Annotated in this window: 19 protein-coding genes; 16 read left to right on the top strand and 3 right to left on the bottom strand. The window is 59.5% G+C overall.

Going from position 1 to position 19,583, the window contains the following annotated elements:
- From HQ945_RS18890 to HQ945_RS18820, 15 genes are all read left to right on the top strand, one after another.
- Entirely contained in the window at window positions 1–2,013 is a 2,013-nt protein-coding gene (locus HQ945_RS18890) for an ABC transporter permease (protein ID WP_246272734.1), read from the top strand.
- Between the two features lie 13 nt (window positions 2,014–2,026).
- Window positions 2,027–2,833 carry an SDR family oxidoreductase gene (locus tag HQ945_RS18885; RefSeq protein WP_113281095.1) on the top strand — a complete coding sequence of 269 codons (807 nt, stop codon included), beginning with the start codon at window positions 2,027–2,029 and terminating at the stop codon, window positions 2,831–2,833.
- 7 nt (window positions 2,834–2,840) lie between these two features.
- The gene (locus tag HQ945_RS18880; RefSeq protein WP_027232698.1) at window positions 2,841–3,791 is read left to right on the top strand and encodes a 3-hydroxyacyl-CoA dehydrogenase; all 951 of its coding nucleotides are present in this window, start codon (window positions 2,841–2,843) and stop codon (window positions 3,789–3,791) included.
- The gene (kce, locus tag HQ945_RS18875; protein WP_113281008.1) at window positions 3,788–4,750 is read left to right on the top strand and encodes a 3,5-dioxohexanoate:acetyl-CoA acetone transferase; all 963 of its coding nucleotides are present in this window, start codon (window positions 3,788–3,790) and stop codon (window positions 4,748–4,750) included. Before HQ945_RS18880 ends, kce begins: the two co-directional genes overlap by 4 nt.
- A gap of 9 nt (window positions 4,751–4,759) precedes the next feature.
- Window positions 4,760–5,632, top strand: coding sequence for an SMP-30/gluconolactonase/LRE family protein (locus HQ945_RS18870; protein ID WP_246272721.1), 873 nt, complete (start codon window positions 4,760–4,762; stop codon window positions 5,630–5,632).
- Window positions 5,633–5,641: 9 nt separating this feature from the next.
- Complete coding sequence (locus HQ945_RS18865) at window positions 5,642–6,520, top strand: SMP-30/gluconolactonase/LRE family protein (RefSeq protein ID WP_113281009.1); 879 nt, start codon at window positions 5,642–5,644, stop codon at window positions 6,518–6,520.
- A 263-nt stretch (window positions 6,521–6,783) separates the two neighbouring features.
- The gene (locus HQ945_RS18860; protein WP_113281010.1) at window positions 6,784–7,455 is read left to right on the top strand and encodes an FCD domain-containing protein; all 672 of its coding nucleotides are present in this window, start codon (window positions 6,784–6,786) and stop codon (window positions 7,453–7,455) included.
- Between the two features lie 14 nt (window positions 7,456–7,469).
- A complete protein-coding gene (locus tag HQ945_RS18855; protein WP_174208401.1) occupies window positions 7,470–8,885 on the top strand; it encodes an MmgE/PrpD family protein in 1,416 nt (471 codons plus the stop codon).
- A 53-nt stretch (window positions 8,886–8,938) separates the two neighbouring features.
- Window positions 8,939–9,907, top strand: coding sequence for a tripartite tricarboxylate transporter substrate binding protein (locus HQ945_RS18850; RefSeq protein ID WP_174208400.1), 969 nt, complete (start codon window positions 8,939–8,941; stop codon window positions 9,905–9,907).
- A gap of 63 nt (window positions 9,908–9,970) precedes the next feature.
- A complete protein-coding gene (locus HQ945_RS18845) occupies window positions 9,971–10,447 on the top strand; it encodes a tripartite tricarboxylate transporter TctB family protein (RefSeq protein WP_113281013.1) in 477 nt (158 codons plus the stop codon).
- Window positions 10,447–11,943, top strand: a complete 1,497-nt coding sequence (locus HQ945_RS18840; protein WP_113281014.1) for a tripartite tricarboxylate transporter permease — start codon at window positions 10,447–10,449, stop codon at window positions 11,941–11,943. Before HQ945_RS18845 ends, HQ945_RS18840 begins: the two co-directional genes overlap by 1 nt.
- Window positions 11,940–13,310, top strand: coding sequence for an MmgE/PrpD family protein (locus HQ945_RS18835; protein WP_113281015.1), 1,371 nt, complete (start codon window positions 11,940–11,942; stop codon window positions 13,308–13,310). Before HQ945_RS18840 ends, HQ945_RS18835 begins: the two co-directional genes overlap by 4 nt.
- Entirely contained in the window at window positions 13,307–14,080 is a 774-nt protein-coding gene (locus HQ945_RS18830; RefSeq protein WP_113281016.1) for an SDR family NAD(P)-dependent oxidoreductase, read from the top strand. Before HQ945_RS18835 ends, HQ945_RS18830 begins: the two co-directional genes overlap by 4 nt.
- An 89-nt stretch (window positions 14,081–14,169) precedes the next feature.
- On the top strand, window positions 14,170–14,724 hold the full coding sequence (locus HQ945_RS18825; protein WP_162737208.1) for a chromate transporter: 555 nt from the start codon (window positions 14,170–14,172) through the stop codon (window positions 14,722–14,724).
- Between the two features lie 2 nt (window positions 14,725–14,726).
- The gene (locus HQ945_RS18820; protein ID WP_113281097.1) at window positions 14,727–15,263 is read left to right on the top strand and encodes a chromate transporter; all 537 of its coding nucleotides are present in this window, start codon (window positions 14,727–14,729) and stop codon (window positions 15,261–15,263) included.
- 3 nt (window positions 15,264–15,266) lie between these two features.
- Here the strand turns inward: HQ945_RS18820 and HQ945_RS18815 are convergent, their stop codons facing one another.
- From HQ945_RS18815 to HQ945_RS18805, 3 genes are read right to left on the bottom strand one after another with little or no spacing between them, the layout of a single operon-like run.
- Window positions 15,267–16,280: a PdxA family dehydrogenase gene (locus tag HQ945_RS18815; protein WP_113281018.1), complete on the bottom strand. Its 1,014-nt coding sequence runs from the start codon at window positions 16,278–16,280 to the stop codon at window positions 15,267–15,269.
- Complete coding sequence (locus tag HQ945_RS18810; RefSeq protein WP_113281019.1) at window positions 16,277–17,377, bottom strand: tartrate dehydrogenase; 1,101 nt, start codon at window positions 17,375–17,377, stop codon at window positions 16,277–16,279. The genes HQ945_RS18815 and HQ945_RS18810 overlap by 4 nt, the downstream gene beginning before the upstream one ends.
- A 12-nt stretch (window positions 17,378–17,389) precedes the next feature.
- Entirely contained in the window at window positions 17,390–18,466 is a 1,077-nt protein-coding gene (locus HQ945_RS18805) for a tartrate dehydrogenase (protein WP_091924231.1), read from the bottom strand.
- Window positions 18,467–18,619: 153 nt separating this feature from the next.
- On the opposite strand from HQ945_RS18805, the gene HQ945_RS18800 reads away from it, so the two are divergent.
- A complete protein-coding gene (locus HQ945_RS18800; protein ID WP_244532969.1) occupies window positions 18,620–19,573 on the top strand; it encodes an alpha/beta fold hydrolase in 954 nt (317 codons plus the stop codon).
- Window positions 19,574–19,583 lie beyond the last annotated feature (10 nt).

The following is a 19,583-nucleotide window of genomic DNA, read 5'->3' as shown; positions in this document are numbered from 1 at the left end:
ATGTCACCGGAGCGTCGCAGTGTAATCATTGCGATCGTGGTATTTCTTGGTCTGCTTGGCATCGTCGATCTCGTCAGCACGGGGCCACTCAGCTACTTCGATATTTCATTCCTTTCGAGCGGTGGTGCGACTTCGGCCCTCGCCGCCATCGGCCAGACCATCGTCGTGTTGTCCGGCGGGTTCGATCTTTCGGCCGGCGCGGTCATATCGCTGGTCAACGTCGTTCTTGCGCAGAGCATGGATCCGGCGGCCGCTGAGACGAGCGTGCTCTATTGGACATGCGTCGGAATCGGTGTCGGAATGTTGACCGGCGCGTTCAACGGCATTTTTATCGCTTTCTTCCGGCTGCAACCCATCGTCGTCACCCTGTCCACCATGTTCATCATCCAGGGTCTGACTTTGCTCGTCATGGACAAGCCAGGCGGCTTCGTTGCTCCCGATCTCGGCACGTTTTATCTCGGGGACGCCGTTACCGGATGGCTTCCCATGCCGCTCGTGGTAATCGGCATCGTTCTTCTCGCCTGGCTCTGGTTGAAGAATACGCGCCTCGGAACAGCCATATATGCTGTCGGTAGTGATCCGGACGCTGCCGCGGCCATCGGCATCCGCGTCAAGCTGACAAAATTCCTGGTCTATGTCATTGCCGGCGGCTGCTATGGCCTGGCGGGCGTCTTCATCAGTGCCCAGACGGGGAGTGCCGATCCGCTGGTTGGAAATCCGCTGCTGCTTTCGATGTTTGCGGCTGTGGTCGTTGGCGGAACGCGCCTTGGCGGCGGGCGCGGCGGTCCGCTAGGCACTGTATTCGGGGCCTATATCCTGATGATGGTCGTGAATATCCTGCTGGTGCTCAATGTATCCGCTTACTACTCCACCATTGCCGAGGGCACGATCCTCATCCTGGCGGTCCTCGCGGGATCCATCTCGTACAGTTCCACCCTTGCCAAGCAGATCCGCAGCGCGGGCGCCCAGTTTTCCGCCTGGCGAAACGGCTTGCTGCCATCGCAGCTCGACCGGACCGACCGGAGATTGAAACTTGCCGGCCCAACGCGTTTCAAGCCGCTGTCGGCATCATTTCTGTCGCGCAACCGCGAGACCATTCGCTATGCGCTTCCTGCCTATGTTTGCCTTCTCCTCGTCGTCATTGTCACGCAGCTCTGGCTTGGCCGGGCCGTGTTGAATCCAACCTATTGGAACTCACTGGCGGTCCTCTCCACCTTTCTTGCCATCCTGGCGCTTGGACAGGGAACGGTGATCCTCACCGGCGGCCTCGACCTGTCGGTACCTTGGACGATCGGCATTTCGGGCATCCTGCTCGCCGGGATCGTCAACGGCTCCGACGCTGCCTTGACCTATGCCTTGCCTGCCGTCCTTTTGATCGCTGCAGCGATAGGCTTCATAAATGGCGTTGGTATTGTAATCCTCGGCATTTCACCGATCGTGATGACGCTGGCGATGAACGGGATTCTGCAAGGTTTTGCGCTGGTCTATTCGCAAGGGACGCCAGCCGGCTTCTCCTCGCCCATGCTTCGCTGGTTCATGACCGGCAAGATATGGACTGTGACGCCCGTTGTCCCTTTCATGGTGCTGTTCGTCATAGTGTCGGTGCTCCTCCTCGGAAGAACCGCCTTCGGCCGCAGGGTCTACGGTATCGGCAATGGCCTGCGCGCCGCACAGCTTTCCGGGATCGCGGTGGGGCGCACACTCATTCTCGTCTATGTTCTTTCCGGTTTTTGCGCTGGTCTCGTCGGCATTTTGCTCACCGGCTTTTCCGGCCAGGCGAGCCTTGGCATGGGCGATGACTACCTGCTGCCGTCCATTGCGGTGGTGGTGGTCGGTGGCGCTTTGATAACCGGTGGGCGCGGGCATTATCTCGGCATGCTCGGAGGCGTACTCCTGCTTACGGCACTGCAGATGTTCCTCGCCGGAACAACGTTGCCTTACGCCACACGCGCGATCCTGTTTGGACTTGTCGTGCTTGGCGCGGTCATGGCGCTTCGTGAGAAGCGATCTTAAGAGGGGATGAATGATGAACAGGGTGGCTCCAGCATCGGCGGAAGAGTTCTTGGGCGGCGTGCGCGGCCAGCGCGTACTGGTTACCGCAGGGGGGTCGGGCATCGGATTTGCTATTGCTTCAACGCTAACGGCTCTCGGCGCGCGCGTGGCAATCTGCGACATTTCACAGGCTTTGCTTGAAGAAGCAAGCGCTTCGATGAAGCCGGCCCTGGCAACCATTGCCGACGTTTCGAGCGAGGCAGATGTGGACCGCATGTTCGATGAAGTGTCGGCGTCTTTGGGCGGGCTCGACGCACTGGTGAACAATGCTGGAATTGCCGGACCGACCGGAGGTGTTGACGAGATCAGCACCGAAGACTGGCGGCGATGCATCGACATCTGCCTGACCGGACAATTTCTCTGCGCGCGGCGCGCGACACCGCTGCTCAAGGCCGCCGGTGGCGGATCGATCGTCAACATGTCGTCAGCCGCAGGCAGGCACGGTTATGCGTTCCGTTCGCCCTATTCGGCGGCCAAATTCGGCGTGGTTGGTTTTACCCAAAGCCTTGCCAAGGAACTCGGACCTCATGCGATCAGAGTGAATGCCATCCTGCCCGGTATCGTTGAGGGACCACGAATTGAAAACGTCATCAGCAACCGTGCGAAACAATTGGGCATATCTCACGAAGAGATGACTGAACGCTATCTGCAGAACGTTTCGCTTCGCCGGATGGTTAGCCCCTATGACGTGGCAAATATGGTCGCATTTCTGCTTTCCAATGCCGGGGTCAATATTTCTGGCCAGTCGCTCGGCGTCGACGGCAATGTCGAGACCTTGTGAGGGAAAAATGACGGAGAAAACAGCGATTATCGGTAGCGGCTTTATCGGCAGGGCCTGGGCGATAAGCTTCGCCAGGGCAGGCTATGAGGTCGCTCTATGGGATCAGTCGTCCGAGGCCGTTGCCAAGGCCCGCGATTATGTTGCCGAGGTCCTCACCGACCTTGAACGAAATGATCTTCTGAACGGGCATACACCGGAAGCGGTGCTGGAAAGGATTACCCCCGAAGCAGATTTGGCAAAGGCCCTGGACGGTGCGATCCACATCCAGGAGAACACGCCCGAAGACCTTAAGATCAAGATCAAGGTTTTCTCCCAGCTCGACGAAGCGGCCAGTCCTTCTGCGGTGATCGCCAGTTCAACGTCGGCCCTTTTGCCGTCGAAATTTACCGAACATCTGGCCAACCGCCACCGCTGCCTGGTCGTCCATCCGATCAACCCGCCTTACCTGATACCAGCGGCGGAGGTCGTGCCTGCGCCGTGGACATCGCCAGACGTGGTGGAGCGGACGCGTGCATTCCTTGTCGCTGCTGGTCATGCGCCGCTTGTGATGAAACGCGAACTCGACGGGTTCATCATGAACAGAATGCAAGGCGCATTGCTCGAGGAAGCTTTTCGGCTTGTCGCTGATGGATACGCCACGGTCGAGGACGTCGATATAGGCATCAGGGACGGTCTTGCCTTGCGCTGGTCGTTCATGGGGCCGTTCGAGACGATCGACTTGAACGCTCCCGGCGGGGTTCGCGACTATGTGGAGAGATATCAGATTATCTACGAGCGGTTGTTCCCGCAGATGCAGCGCCGCGTCGACTGGGCCGGCGACGTGCTGGAGACTGTGGAATCCGGCCGGCGCGAGAAACTCCCCAAGGAAAAGTTGGTGGAACGCCAGGTCTGGCGTGACCGCCGCCTGATGGCACTCGCGGCACACAAGCAAAAATCAACGCAGGAGTTCGGACGATGAGCGAGACAGCGAGAGTGACCGGAGGATCAACTATAAAGGGCAAGGTCATCATCACCTGCGCCATCACGGGTGCGATCCACACGCCGACGATGTCCCCTTATTTGCCGATCACGCCCGACGAAATCGCCAAGGAAGCGCTGGCAGCGGCAGATGCCGGAGCTGCGATCCTGCATCTGCATGCGCGCGACCCTGAAACTGGCAAACCGGACCAAACGCCTGAAGCTTTCGCCAGGTTTCTGCCACGGATCAAGCAGAACACGAAGGCCGCGATAAACATCACCACGGGTGGCAGTCCCTATATGAAGGTCGAGGAGCGGGTCAAACCGGCAGCGACATTCAAGCCCGAGGTGGCTTCGCTGAACATGGGTTCTATCAATTTCGGACTTTATCACCTTGTCGACAAATACAAGGAATTCAAGTTCGACTGGGAAAAGCCGCATTTGGAAGCCACCCGCGACCTCGTTTTTCGTAACAGTTTCAAGGATATAGAGTATATTCTGGCAACCTGCTACGACAATGGCACACGCTTTGAATTCGAGTGCTACGACATTGCGCATCTCTACAACCTCGCGCATTTCGCGGATCGCGGTCTCGTCAAGGCACCGTTCTTCGTGCAGTCGGTGTTCGGGCTGCTCGGCGCAATCGGGACGCATCCGGAAGACATCGCCCATATGAAACGCACCGCTGATCGGCTCTTCGGCGATAGTTTCCGGTGGTCCGTTCTCGGCGCGGGCTCGAGCCAGTTGCGCATCGCCGCTCAGGCCGCGGCTCTTGGAGGCAATATCAGGGTTGGCCTTGAAGACAGCCTGTGGGCAGGCAAGGGAAAACTCGCCAAGTCGAATGCCGAACAGGTGTTACTGGCGCGCAAGATCATCGAAGGTCTCGGCATGGAGGTGGCAACGCCCGATGAGGCTCGCGAGATTCTTCAACTCAAGGGAGGCGACAAGGTCGCGTTCTAGGAGAGAGCCATGTTGCGCATCGAAGTTTTCAGCAGCGACCGGAATGAGCTCGGTGAGGGTCCCCTATGGGACGTCGAACAGCAACGGCTTTACTGGATCGACTCATACGCGCCGGCCGTTTATTCCTGCGATGCAAATGGCGGGGACCGCAAGGCCTGGAAAATGCCGGAGCCCATTGGGTCGATGGCCTTGCGCTCCAGGGGCGGAGCGATCGTTTCGCTGAGAAACGGGTTTTACACGCTGGACTTCGCAACTGGAGCAGTGGAACTGCTCCACGAAACGCATCCGGGAGAACTTCGTCCGCGGCTGAATGACGGGAAAGTTGATCGCCAGGGCCGCTTTATTGCAGGCTCGATGGATTTCGAGGAGCGGGATCCCATCGGCACGCTTTACCGCCTTGACCCCGACCTGTCGCTTCACATCCTCGATACCGGCATCGTCTGCTCGAATGGCCCGTGCTTCAGTCCCGACGGCGCAACCCTCTATTTCGCCGACACCGGCACACGGAAGATCCATGCATATGCTTACGACGCGGCGACCGGCACTGTAGGATCGCGCCGCATCTTCACGAGTTTCGAGGGTCTGCGCGGCCATCCGGATGGCGCGACGGTGGATGCCGAAGGGTATGTGTGGAGTGTCGAAGTATATTCCGGGCGCCTGATCCGCTTCGACCCGAATGGAGTTATCGATCGCATCGTTGGCCTTCCGGTCCAATCGACCACAAGCATCACGTTCGGCGGGCCGGAACTTGACATTGCGTTCGTAACGTCGATGGCCCGGCCATTCAACAACCAATACCATCGCGAGCGCGAAGCGGGCTGCATGTTTGCGGTTCATGGGCTGGGTGTCCGCGGGTTGCCGGAACCGCGTTTCAAAGGATAGGGGAGCGACATGAAAATAGAAGTGGTGGTAGACGTAAAGACAACGCTCGGCGAGGGCCCGCTATGGGACGTGGACCAGGAACGACTCTACTGGATCGACAGTTTCGACGGACGCATTTTCCGGGCTACCGCCGACGGGCGTGAACTGCGCGCCTGGGATGTGCCGATGAAAATCGGCTCCATGGCGCTGCGCAAGGATGGAAACGGGGCAATCGTCTCACTCGCCCGGGGCTTTCATCTCCTCGACTTCAAGACAGGCGACGTAGACCTCATTCACGATCCTGAACCCGATAAGCACGAAAATCGCATCAATGACGGCAAAGTGGACAAGCAGGGCCGTTTCGTTGCGGGCTCGATGGACACGATGGAGAGCGGTCCCAATGGCGCGCTTTACCGGGTCGATCCCGATTTGAGCGTTCATACCCTCGATGAGGGCATCATTGTTTCGAACGGTCCGTGCTGGAGCCCGGACGGAAGTACATTCTATTTTGCGGATTCCTGGTCGGGCGAGATCTGGGCCTATGATTACGACCAGGCCAAAGGGACAGTCTCCAATCGCCGTACGTTCGTGAAACTCGACACATCGACGGGTGGTGCTGCCGACGGTTCCACGGTCGACGCCGAGGGATGCTTGTGGAACGCTCAAGTCTATGACGGGAAGGTGATCCGCTACAGGCCGGACGGATCGGTGGACCGGGTCATTGATATGCCGGTGAAAAAAGTGACCAGTGTCATGTTCGGCGGCCCGAACCTCGACATTCTTTATGTAACCTCCATGGCAAAGCCGCCGCTACCGCGCTTTCCGGGCGATGGGGTTCTACGTGGCAGCCTGTTTGCAATTACTGGACTTGGCATCAGGGGCGTTCCTGAGATGCGCTTTGCCGGGTAATAAAAGCGCTCTCCGGTTCCTCTAGGTTCCCGCTGCGACAGGCGTTCTACGACACCGATGCGATTGTGAGGATCAACGGTCGCTAACCGTGAAACAGCGCGGCGTATGGGTTCAGGTACGCAGACGAGATCAGACCCAGCATCCGGCTGGGTCAAAGTTTCACGTTGCGCGAAACGTGAAGATGCCAAGAAGCAGCGGTTTGCAATAAATTGTTGACAATAAGCAATCTGCAATCTATCTCCTGTTGAAACAGGAATAGGCGGATGAATCAGACAGCCTTCGAAATTCTCAGGTCCACGTCCCTTCCGGGACTGTTGGAACAGGAGATCGAACGATTCATTCTCGACGGCGAGGTAGCGCCTGGCGGTCATTTGAATGAAAAGGAGATTGCTTTCCGGTTCGGCATCAGCCGCGGACCCGTCCGCGAAGCACTCCGATCGCTCGAGTCTTCAGGTCTCATCGAGCAGGTCCCCAACCGGGGCTTCTTCGTCCGCCGACTCAGCGCAGCGGAAGCATCCGACGTTTATGACGTGCGCACGGTGCTCTTCGGTCTTGCCGGAAAGGTTCTGGCAGAACGCGCGACCGACGATGATATTGCAAGGCTGAGGCGCTTCGTCGGGGACATGGACGAAGCCATCGGCGCGGATGACCATGCCCGCTATATCTCGCTTAATTTCGTCTTGCATGAATTCATTGTCGTTCAATCAGGAAACGAAGTTCTGGCTCAGCAGTATCTGACGCTGGTCAAGCAGCTCAGGCTCCACCGGGCCCACAGCCTGATGCACGGCGACGCGATCCACGCTTCCAACCTGGAACATCACAGAATGGTCGATGCCATCGCCGCTCGCGACCCGGCGCAGGCCTTCAAAGCTCACGCCAACCACGTCGAGACGGCGAAGGGCCGGCTCATGGCGGCGACAAACCCCCTTGCATAGCACTGGAGATATTTGTGTTTCCCTCACTCGACATTACGGCCCAGGCCATACGTTTCATAGAACGCACGACCTATGCGGATTTGCCGGAAGAGGCGCTCATTATTGGCCGGCGTTGCATGGTCGATACGGCGGGCCTGTATCTGGCCGGCAGCCGCGAAGCTTCGGTTGAAATCCTTATTGGCGATGCACTGGATCAGGCCGGGCGCGAGGATGCGCCCCTGCCAGGCGCCGGGACGCAGAAGGTTCCGGCCCCCCTGGCCGCGCGCGTCTGGGGCACCGCCGGACACGCCCACGATTGGGATGATACGCAGGTTTCGCACGATCCGGCCCATGTCTACGGCCTGCTCACGCATCCGTCTGTTCCACCCCTCACCGCCGCGCTTATCATTGCCAGCCGCGAAGGGATCGTGGATGGGCGTGAACTGATGCTCGCTTTCCAGGTGGGTTTCGAAGTCGAATGCAAGATCGCGGAATGGATGAAACCACGCCACTATCGACGCGGTCACCACACCAGCGGTACCGTCGGCACGTTCGGGGCGACGGCGGCTGCCGCGAAACTCCTCGGCTTGAAAGGCGACGCGCTCGCACACGCGCTCGGATTGGCCGCAAGTTTTGCCGCTGGCATACGCGCCAATTTCGGCACCATGACGAAGCCGCTCCATGTCGGCCGAGCCTGCGAGAATGGCGTGACCGCAGCCCTGCTTGCCGCACGCGGCTTTGAGGCGGACCCTTCAGTCCTCGACGGACAGTGGGGTTTCTTCTCGGTGATGGGGGAGGGCCTCGATCTGGACAAGGCAGCAGCGGGATTCGGCGCGCCCTTGACGATTATCGAGCCCGGCGTCAGCATAAAGCCGTACCCGTCGGGCATTCTCACGCATCAATCAATGGATGCGATGTTGAAGCTGGTGATCGACCATGACCTCAAGCCTGAAGAAGTAGAGCGCATCAGGTTCTTTGCCGGCAAAAATATCATCGAACCGATCCGCTATCCGATTGCGCAGAACCATCTTCAGGCGAAGTTCTCCATGCCCGCACTGCTCGCCATGATCATCCTGTGCCGGCGGGCAAGCCATCATGAATTCGAAGACAGCTTTGTTGCGGGCGAGGCGATGCAGGATCTTCAGGCACGAACCGACGTGATAAACGATCCGGCTATCGACGCGGCAGGATACGACCGCATACGGTCGCGCATCGAAGTGGTTACGAAGGACGGCCGGACATTGGTGCAGGAGGCTGACGAGCGCTATCGGGGCGGCCCGTCCAACCCGATCAGCGATGCCGGTCTGGACGACAAGTTTCGCATGTGCGCGGAGGGCGTCATTGATAGTGAAGCGCAGGAAGAATTGCTGGCGCTCGTGCGAAATATCGATGCCGGCGCCGACGTCGGTCGCTGCATGGAATTGATCAGCGGGGAAGGAAAAGCCCCGTGAACTGAGTTTGAGGAAGCCGTTCTGGAGAAACGGTAGCTAAATGGGAGAGAGAAATGACATTCATCAAGTCTATCGGCCAGGCAGTGCTTGGCCTTGCCACGCTAGCGATTGTTTCCGGCGCAAATGCCCAAGCTGAACCTCTGCCATACCCGAACAAGGTGGTGACGCTGGTGACGCACTCAAGTCCCGGCGGTGGCAGCGACGTGTTCCTGCGCGAAATGACCAAATATCTCGGCAGGTACATCGACGCCACCTTCATCGTGGAAAATGTCCAGGGTGGCAGCGGCGGCAAGGCCATGGCTCGGGTTGCGAGCGGGCCAGCCGACGGGAGCGTCTTCTACGCGACGACGCCGACTTATATCTACACATCCTTGATGAGCAAGCCGCAGAGCACCTACAAGGACATGGATCCTCTGGTGAACATCTTCGCCGACAGCGAAGTGATCTACACGCGTACGGATGGGCCCTACAAGTCGCTGAAGGACGTGATCGAACATGCCAAGAAAGAACGCGGCCGGTGGGGCGCAGCCAATCCCGCATCCCTGGAACGGCAGGCGGCCGAGCAGTTGAAGCGCGCCGCGGGCGTGACACCGGCAATCGTCACCCATGAGGGCGGCGGCGACATGATGCTCAATGTTCTCAACGGCACGCTCGACATCGGCATTGGCGAGATCCAGGAGCTTCGATCGCAGCTCGATGCCGGCAAGATTACGCTGCTCGCTACATTCAATCCTGAACGCATCACCGAAAAGCCCGATGTGCCTACGGTAAAGGAATTGGGCTACGACGTCAGCCTGGTGAAATTCCGTGGCCTCGCTGGCCCCAAGGGCGTTCCGGATGCCACCAAGGCGGTCTGGGACGAGGCGATAAAGAACCTGCTGGCCGATCCGGAATACAAGAAAGCCTATACGGCCGAAGTGCTCGTTCCCCAGTTGATCGGCGAAAAGGACTATCCGGCATTCATCAACAATTTTGCCACGTCGACCGAGGAATTTCTGAAATCGACGGGCGCCATCAAGTGAGATTGATCGCGGGGGCTGGCGAAAAGGCTGGCCCCTCGTCGATCATCGTTAAGGGTTGATCCCATGAGAAAAGACCTTATCAGCGGCCTCGTTCTCCTTGCTGGCGCAGGTACCTACTATGCCTGGGCAGGTGAAATCGCCGACAGCACTTTGTCGGACGAGGTTGGCGCGGCCGGACTGCCGCACGTGCTTGCCATCGTACTTGCCATCCTCGGAATACTGCTTATGGGGCGAACGTTGCTCGCAAGCCAGGCACGGCAGGTGGCGGCGGGTGCGGATGACGATGAAAGAGATGCGCGTCTTCCGCGTGCCGTCGGCTTCCTGCTGTTCGGTGCCGCTTACGTGATCCTTTTGCCTTTCGTCGGCTACGTCATCGGTACCGCACTCCTCATCGGGGGGATCGCGCTTTATGAGGGCGCGCCGCGCACTTGGGTCGTACCGGTTGCCGCCATTGGCGGGGGCATTTTCTACTGGGCTGTCTTCGTCAAACTGCTCGGGGTCCACCAGCCCGCAGGTTCGCTGGTACAGGGGTTATTCTGATGACGACGATTATGGACATAATCAGGCTTCTGACGGAAACGCCGCTCATTTTCGTTTCCATCGCCGGCCTCACCTGGGGCATTCTCGGCGGCGCCCTGCCGGGCATTTCGGCTTCCATCACCATGGCCCTCGTTTTGCCGTTCACCTATACGATGGATCCTGCGCAGGCGATCGCCTTGCTCGCCTGCGTCTATATCGGCGCCGAGTATGGCGGCTCGATCCCGGCTATTTTAATTAGGACGCCGGGCACCAATTCTTCCGCAGCCACTGTGATCGACGGTTACGAACTCAATCGCCAGGGGCGAGCCGGCGAAGCGCTGGGCATTTCCCTTATGTCAGGGGTGATCGGCAGCCTGTTCGGCCTCGCAATGCTGATAATGCTAACGGAGCCACTGTCGTGGCTGGCGCTGGCATTTACGCCTGCCTCCTATTTCGGGCTCGGTATCCTTGGCCTCAGCGTTATTGCCTCGATGAGCGGAGGCTCGCTCATCAAGGGTCTTGCTGCTGCTACTGTCGGCCTGATGATCGCAACAGTCGGCACCGATCCGATATCCGGCGTGACACGCTTTACCTTCGACATACCCGACCTCTTGGGCGGCGTCGAACCGGTGCTGGTGATGGTCGGCCTCTTTGCGTTGACGGAGTTGATGAGCCAATCGGGGTCGACCAACACGACGCAGCTCAATCAGAAAATCAAGATCAAGTTGCCAAGCCTTGCTGTCATGAACAGGCTCAAGCGTTCGCAATTCATCGGCTGCGTCCTTGGCCTGTTCGAAGGGCTCACCCCCGGCGGCGGCGGTTCGATTGCAGCGTTCATGTCCTATAACGAGGCCAAGCGCTGGTCGAAGACACCGCATTTGTTTGGCAAGGGGTCCGAGGAGGGCGTCGCTGCGCCTGAGGCCGCCAACAACACGGTGGCAAGCACGGCGCTCATCCCGCTTCTCAGCTTCGGCATTCCGAGCTCCAATTCGACGGCGGTCCTGCTTGGCGGCCTATTGATGCACGGGCTGATTCCTGGACCGCGCCTGTTCGAACAGAGCGCCCAGGTGATCGACAGCATTTACGTCGGCTCGTTCATCGCGATCATTGCGCAAATCGGTGTCGGTATCATCATCCTTCCGGCCTGCATTTGGCTGGTCAATCGTCCGCGCCCCTACCGCGCTGGCTTCATCTTCGCGCTTATCCTGTCGGGCATTTTCACGCTGAACAACAGCCTGTTCGACCTTGGCATCGCACTCGCCCTTGGCCTCGTCGGCTTTCTTATGCGCATCGCCGGATTCCCGGTCCTGCCGATGATTCTTGGCGTCGTGCTCGGCCATATGGTCGAATCGAGTTATCGCCGCTCGCTGGTGCTTTCGGGGGGTGACCACATGATCTTTCTTCAGGATCCCATTGCCGTGGCGCTGCTTTCCATCGCGCTCATATTCGTCGTTTTCTCGCTCAGCCGCGAGGTGCGCGACGCCCGCAAGACCAGAATAGAGGAAGCCCGTTCATGAACCAGACCGTTCCCCCAGTGTTGCCCGTCGCGGCAAGACTGGCGAGTTTTGCCGCGGAATGCACACCGCCTGCCGCCGTCGACGCAGTCAGCCGGCGGCTCCTCTTCGATATTGTCGGTCTGGCCGTTGCTGCCCGGGGCACCGACTATGTCGGAGCAGCACTGGCAAGTGCCGTGGATGCCGGAAGCTGCACCGCTTTCGGTCATGAACGCCAGCTTGGGCTTTACGATGCCGCGCTCGTCAACGGCACAGCCGCGCACGGCGAAGATTTCGACGACACCTTCGAAGGTGGGCCCATTCATGCCGGCGCGGTGGTTGTCTCCGCGGTCCTTGCGATCGCCGAAAGGCGCGGACTTGACGGTCGCGCCGCCATGCGCGGCATCGCGGTGGGCGCCGAACTCATGTGCCGGATGAGCCTGGTAGCACCGCAGGCAACGCACAAGGCAGGCTTTCATCCGACAGCCATATTCGGCGCGCCGGCAGCGGCGGCGGCTGTCGGTGCAGCGCTGGGGCTAGGGCCCGACGTGATTGGCAGGGCCCTCGGAATTTCGGGCAGCCTTGCTTCCGGCATCATCGAGTATCTTGCAGATGGCAGCTCGACAAAGCGTCTGCATGCGGGCGCTGCAGCGCAGGCCGGCGTGCGAGCCGCCCTGCTCGCAGAAGCCGGCTTCACAGGTCCCATAAGCGTTTTCGAAGGCTCACATGGAATGTACAGGGCCTTTGCTCCGTCCAAGGCACCCGATTTCATGCCGTTGCTGGAGGGGCTGGGCAAGCAGTGGATCGTCGAGACGCTTGCATTCAAACCCTACGCCTGCGGAACCATGACCCAACCCTTCATAGACTGCGCCAAGAAGCTGGCAGCGCTCGGTATCGGGGCCGAGGAGATAGCATCCATCGTCTGCAAGGTCGGGGAGGGCACGGTTCATCGTCTATGGGAGCCATTGGCCGAAAAACAAAGGCCGCCGAATGGGTATGCCGGCAAGTTTTCGACACCCTATTGCATGGCAGTCGGATTCCTGGACGGGGAGGCCGGGCTCGGGCAGTTTACCGATGAGCGGGTGCGCGATGCCGCGATCCGAGCGCTGGCAGCCAAGATCTCGTATGAAATCAATCCGGCCGATCCCTATCCGTCGAACTTTACCGGCCATCTCAAGGCGGTTTTGAAAGACGGCACGATTCATGAATTCCACCAGCCCTATATGCGCGGCGGAGCGCGCGAACCCTTGCCTGACGCCGAGATGGAGAGCAAGTTCGAAGCGAATTTGCGCTTTGGCGGCCTGCGGGAGCGCAGCATTGCGGCGCTGCGCGCATCCCTCGAACAAATCGCGGCTGGCGGTCCTATCGATCTGGCGGGAGCACGCGCATGAACGCGGATCAAACAACGCGGCGGGAACTCGACGGACAGGTGGCGCTGGTAACCGGTGCCTCGCGCAATATCGGTCGGGCGATCGCCCTTGCCCTGGCTGACGCCGGCGCCGGGATCGCCATTGTGGCCAGATCGGATCAGGCGGCGGCGGAGGCTGTTGCGCGTGAGGTCGAGCAACGGGGCAGCCGCGCCGTCGTCCTTCTTGGCGATGTGGCGAATGAAGCCGATGCCGACCGCCTCGTCGGGCTTGCGGCCGAACAGCTCGGGCGCCTCGACATCCTCGTCAACAATGCCGCCATACGGCGTGAAGCACCCATTGAAGCCTTGTCGTTCGAGGATTGGCGGGAAGTGATGAGCGTGACACTCGATGGCGCGTTCCTCATGAGCCGCGCGGCGATCCCTCATTTACTCTCCGGCGGAAGGGGTACCATCATAAACATTGGCGGATTGACGGCTTACACCGGTGCGGTGCACCGCGCCCATGTCATATCGGCCAAGGCCGGGCTCGACGGTTTCACCAAGGCGCTGGCCCATGAACTTGGACCGCGTGGAGTAACGGTGAACCTGGTTTCTCCGGGAATGATCGATACGAACCGCGTGCATGCCTCGTCGGGCGGTGAGCCGGCGCACCACAACACCACGCGCACGCTTGTGGGAAGGCGCGGAACGCCTGAAGAAGTTGCAGCTGCGGTCATGTATTTCGCGAGTGAGCCCGCGCGGTTTGTGACCGGCCAGACGCTGCACGTCAACGGCGGCGCTTTCTTACCCTGATCCGCCAGGGGTGTGTTGGATTCGAATACAGGCTTGATCCATGGGCGGTCCACCCTCCTGAGGGTCTCAGTGAAAGGACGGCATTGCCCGTGTCAGATCTTTCCCATTCCTTGCCGCCGCCGCGCCTGCGTTCGCTTTTCCTCCTCTGCTTCAAGATAGGCATATTGAGCTTTGGCGGCGGCCTGACCGGCTGGCTGTATCAGGGGTTCGTGCTGCAACAGCGCTGGATCGATGAAGATGACTTCGCCAGCAGTCTTGCTATCTCACAGATGTTGCCTGGCGCGAATGTGGTCAATTTGGTCATTTGCATGGGCGAACAACTTCGCGGCCCCATCGGAGCGCTTAGTTGCGTCGTTGGCTTCCTCGTAGGCCCCTTCTTCGCCGTCATTGCGCTTTGTCAGGTGTTCGATGCTTTGGCAGGCTTTGCATTGCTTCCCGCCATCTCCGACGGAGTGGCCTTTGCGGCGATGGGTTTGCTGGTCGTCATGTGCATCCACGGCCTTCGGCGGGCCATGCGCTTTCCTCCGTCGGTCGCAATCGTTGTTGTCACCGCATTCCTCGTTGGAGTGCTTGAGATGCCGCTGATACCGGTGGTGCTTGTGCTGGCGCCAATCAGCGTCGCTCTGTCTTGGCGCAGGGCGTGATCGTGCGGTTCGACACACTCGTTGCCATAGCCCTCGTGTTCATCCCGTTTTCCCTGACTTCAATCGGGGGCGGCAGCGCCATCGTGGCGGGTATCCAGCACGAAGCCGTGACCGTTCATGGTTGGGTGAGTTCCCGGGAGTTCCTCGATCTTTTTGCCGTGTCGCGTGCGGCACCGGGTCCGGGTATGATGCTGGCAACCGTCATCGGCTGGCGGGTGGCGGGTTGGCTGGGCGCGGTAATAGCGACGCTCGCGCTGTTCGTGCCGTCTTCGATGCTGTGCTATGCGGTGTTCAAATTGACCAACAACCATCGTCAGAAACGCTGGCACCGTGCCATGCGCGAGGGACTGGCTCCTGTAGGCATTGGACTGATCATCGCCGGAATCATCTCGCTGTTCCGGCTGTCGCACGGCGGACCATCGGCCATTGCCATCATTGGCCTCGCCGCCGCCATCTTCCTGTGGATGCCGAGATTTCCGGTGCTCGGCGTGCTGGTTCTCGGCGGCCTGGTCGCTGCGCTCGCCGCAACCGGGTTTTGAACCTTAGGAATCAAGCTGCTTGAAGCGCGCCAATTGGCTTGCGAGCTTGATTGCGTTTTCGAAAGCGCCGGTATCGGCAATTCCCTTGCCGACGATATCGAATGCCGTGCCGTGCGCAGGCGTCGTAAACACCGTATCGAGCCCCGCCGTGACCGTTACGCCCCGGTTGAAGCCCCGCATCTTCGTCGCGATCTGCCCCTGATCGTGATACATGGCGAGAACCCCATCAAATTCTCCCGCAAAGGCCTTCAGATAGACCGTATCGGATGGAAACGGCCCCTTGCAGTCAATGCCCTTGGCGGCCATGGCCTCTACGGCTGGACGGATAATTTCGATCTCGTCCGTACCGAATAGACCGTTCTCTCCGGCATGCGGATTAAGCGCTGCGACCGCAAGACGGGGTTTTGCTATACCGGCCTTGCGCATCATGGTCGTGGCAAGGACGATCGCCTCCTCGATCGCCGGTCGCGTGATCTGGTCGACGGCTTGGCGCAACGAGACGTGCGAGGTAACACGGGACATCCATTGACCGTCGAGCACGTTCATCTCGCTGAAGTAGCTGTGATGACCGAGGAGATGGGCGAACATCTTGTGTTCGTCAGGGAATTTCCAGCCGCCATCGTACATGGCCCGCTTGTTCAGCGGAGCAAAGGTTACCGCATCGACCTCGCCTGCCACCGCGAAGTCGATCGCACGCGCCAGCGTGTCTCCGGTCAATCGGCCGGATTCGGCGCTTGCTACGCCCGGCTCATAGAGCGAGGGATCGGTGTTGCCGAGGTCGATCAGCGGCACGGCGCTATCGGACCAGTCGACGGAAGCCGGAGACTGGTAGCTTCGATATGCAAAAGATACGCCGGCCTGCCGTTTTCCGAGATCGAGGGTGCGAGCGTCGCCCACGACAACGATGCGGGCCACATCGGCCATGCGCTGGTCATGCAGGATGCGAGCGGTCTGCTCGGGTCCGATGCCGGTACAGTCGCCAGCGGTGAGCGCGATGACGGGACGTTCGCTGTTCATGGTTTCCTCATCTGTTCTTCGGGCAGCCGTACGGCCTCGGCGATCGCACGACCGCAGGTGATGGTGTCGGCTCGTCCGCCCAGATCTCCCGTACGCAGCGCCGGATCCATCAGGACGCCTTCTATTGCCGTCACGATTGCCGCTGCCGCCTGTGGATGACCCAGATGATCGAGCATCATGGCGCCCGCCCATATCTGGCCGATCGGATTGGCGATGCCCTTGCCGGCGATATCCGGCGCCGAACCATGGACAGGTTCGAAGAGCGAGGGGAACAGGCGTTCCGGATTGATGTTGCCGGATGGCGCAATTCCAATGGTCCCCGTACAGGCGGGACCGAGATCTGAGAGAATGTCGCCGAAGAGATTGGAGGCCACGACCACATCGAAGCGATCCGGATTGAGCACGAAATGCGCGCAAAGGATATCGATGTGATACTTGTCCCAGCGCACGTCGCCATAGCTCTTGGCCATCTCTTCGACGCGCTCATCCCAGTAGGGCATGGTGATCGAAATGCCATTGGATTTTGTCGCGGACGTCAGATGCTTCTCGGTACGGCTTTGGGCAAGCTCAAAGGCAAAACGGAGAATGCGGTCGATGCCGACCCGGCTCATCACCGTTTCCTGCACGACGATCTCGCGCTCGGTTCCCGGATACATCTTGCCGCCGATGGAGGAATACTCGCCCTCGGTGTTCTCGCGAACCACGAAGAAGTCAATATCGCCGGGCTCTCGTCCGGCCAGCGGGGACGGCACGCCGGGCATCAGGCGGACGGGCCGCAAATTCACATACTGGTCGAACTCCCGGCGAAACTGCAGAAGCGAGCCCCATAGAGAGATATGATCGGGAACCGTCTCAGGCCAGCCAACAGCACCGAAGTAAATGGCATCGTGCCCGCCAATGAGTTCCTTCCAGTTCTCCGGCATCATGCGGCCATGCTCGGCGTAATAGTCGCACGAGGCGAAGTCGAAGCTGTCAAATCTGAGATCGAGGTCGAACCTTTCAGCGACCGCCTTAAGGACACGTAGTCCCTCCGGCATGACTTCCTTGCCGATGCCGTCGCCGGCAATAACGGCAATCCTGAAGCTGTTTGCAGTCATGAGAATGCGTCCTTATTCGTTGTCGCCAAGGATGGCAGCGCAGACCGCTTCGGTGACCATGTCCGTGGTCGCGCTGCCGCGCAGGTCCGGTGTGTGCAATGACGGGTCGGCGGTCACGCGTTCGATTGCGCGCATCAGGCGTGCAGCTGCTGCCGTTTCGCCAAGGTGTTCGAGCATCATCACGGCTGACCAGAAGGTTCCAACCGGATTGGCGATCCCCTTGCCGGTGATATCGAACGCCGAACCATGGATCGGCTCGAACATCGAGGGGTATTGCCGTTCCGGATTAAGGTTTGCTGTGGGTGCAATGCCGATCGATCCGGCAAGGGCTGCGGCGAGATCGGAAAGAATATCGGCATGAAGATTGGTCGCGACGATCGTATCGAGAGAGGCAGGATTGAGCGTCATGCGCACCGTCATTGCATCGACGAGCATCTTGTCCCAGGTCACGTCGGGAAATTCAGCTGCAACGTCCTTGGCGATTTCATCCCACAATACCATGCCGTGTCGCTGTGCATTGGATTTGGTGACGACGGTGAGCAGCTTTCGCGGCCGCGACTGCGCGAGTTCGAAAGCAAAGCGCATGATGCGGGTAACGCCGACGCGGGTGAAGATCGAGACTTCCGTAGCGATTTCTTCCGGCAGCCCCCGATGCGAGCGACCGCCCTGGCCGGCATATTCGCCTTCCGAGTTTTCACGGACGATGACCCAGTCGAGGTCCTTGGCTGTTACGCCACGCAGCGGACTTTCGATCCCCGGCAGGATCCTCGTCGGGCGGACGTTGGCATATTGGTCGAACGGCTGGCATATGGCGAGACGCAGACCCCATAGGGTCAGGTGATCCGGCACGTCGGGGGCACCGACAGCCCCGAAATAAATAGCGTCGAATCTCTTCAGGTGCTCGATGCCGTCATCAGGCATGAGATGACCATGTTGTTTGTAGAAGTCCGATCCCCACGGAAACTCTGTGATCGCAGCCTGAAAGTTGCCGTCGCGGCGGGCACTTGCATCGAGAACGCGCAGGCCGGCGGCGACCACTTCCTTGCCAATTCCGTCCCCAGGAATGGCCGCTATCTGATGTGTCCTCATGAAAATAACTCCCGCTGCTGCGCTCCCAAGATACTCCGATGCCGAATATTCGCAAGATTGTCAATTACAAACTGTTGACAATTTACCAAAAAGGGCATGAGTTCCTGTACCTGAAAGCATATGCTCGTCTGGACCAAAGCAAGGAGACATATTATGGCGCCGATCGAACCGATATCCGCAATGCCGCCATTCGCTGAAGAAAAGGGAAAGCTCATGCACGGCTTTCGCTATGAGCGCATCCCAACGGCCGGCGCCGAAATCAACGTCGCGATTGGCGGTGAGGGTCCGCCGCTACTGCTCCTGCACGGCAATCCGCTGACACATGTGAGCTGGCACAGGATAGCACCGGCACTTGCCAGGCGGTTTACCGTTGTGGCTCCCGACCTGCGCGGCTACGGCGACAGCTCGAAACCGGATGGGGGTGAGGACCACTCTGGCTATTCGTTCAGGGCAATGGGCGAGGATAATGCGGAAATCATGTCGAAGCTGGGGTTCGACAGGTTTCAGGTGGCCGGTCACGACCGCGGAGCGCGTGTCGCTTTTCGAATGGGCTTGGACTATCCCGATCGTATCGAGCGCCTGGCGGCTCTCGATATCGTGCCAACCCATCATGCGCTGACAAATGTGACGCTGGGGTGGGGTATCGAGGCCTATCATTGGTTTTTCATGGCGCAGAAGGCGCCATTTCCCGAAAAGCTGCTCACGGCCGATCTCGCTTATTATATCGATTACAAACTCAACAAGAAGGGTGTGGGCCTCGAAATATTCTCCCCCGAAGCAATGGCCGAGTACAAGCGCTGCACCACGCCTGAACAGATACATGCTGTATGTGAGGATTACCGGGCCACGGTCAGCGTTGACCTTGCAATGGATACCGCCGATTTCGGCAAGAAGACGATCGATTGTCCTGTCCTGGTGCTGTGGGGCTCAAACAGCCATTGCGGGCGACACTTTAAACCGCTTGAAGCCTGGAAACCATGGGCTCCTGATTTGCGCGGCTGGGCAATCCCGACCGGGCATTATCCCGCCGAGCAACGGCCGGACATTGTCTATGATGCGTTCGGCAAATTCTTTATCGGGGAAGAGCCGCTGCCTTTTGCCGCCTGAGCATCGCCGC

Origin of the sequence: Phyllobacterium pellucidum (assembly GCF_013327855.1) — a bacterium.
Taxonomy (GTDB): domain Bacteria; phylum Pseudomonadota; class Alphaproteobacteria; order Rhizobiales; family Rhizobiaceae; genus Phyllobacterium; species Phyllobacterium pellucidum.
This window is presented reverse-complemented; position numbering and strand designations above follow the sequence as displayed.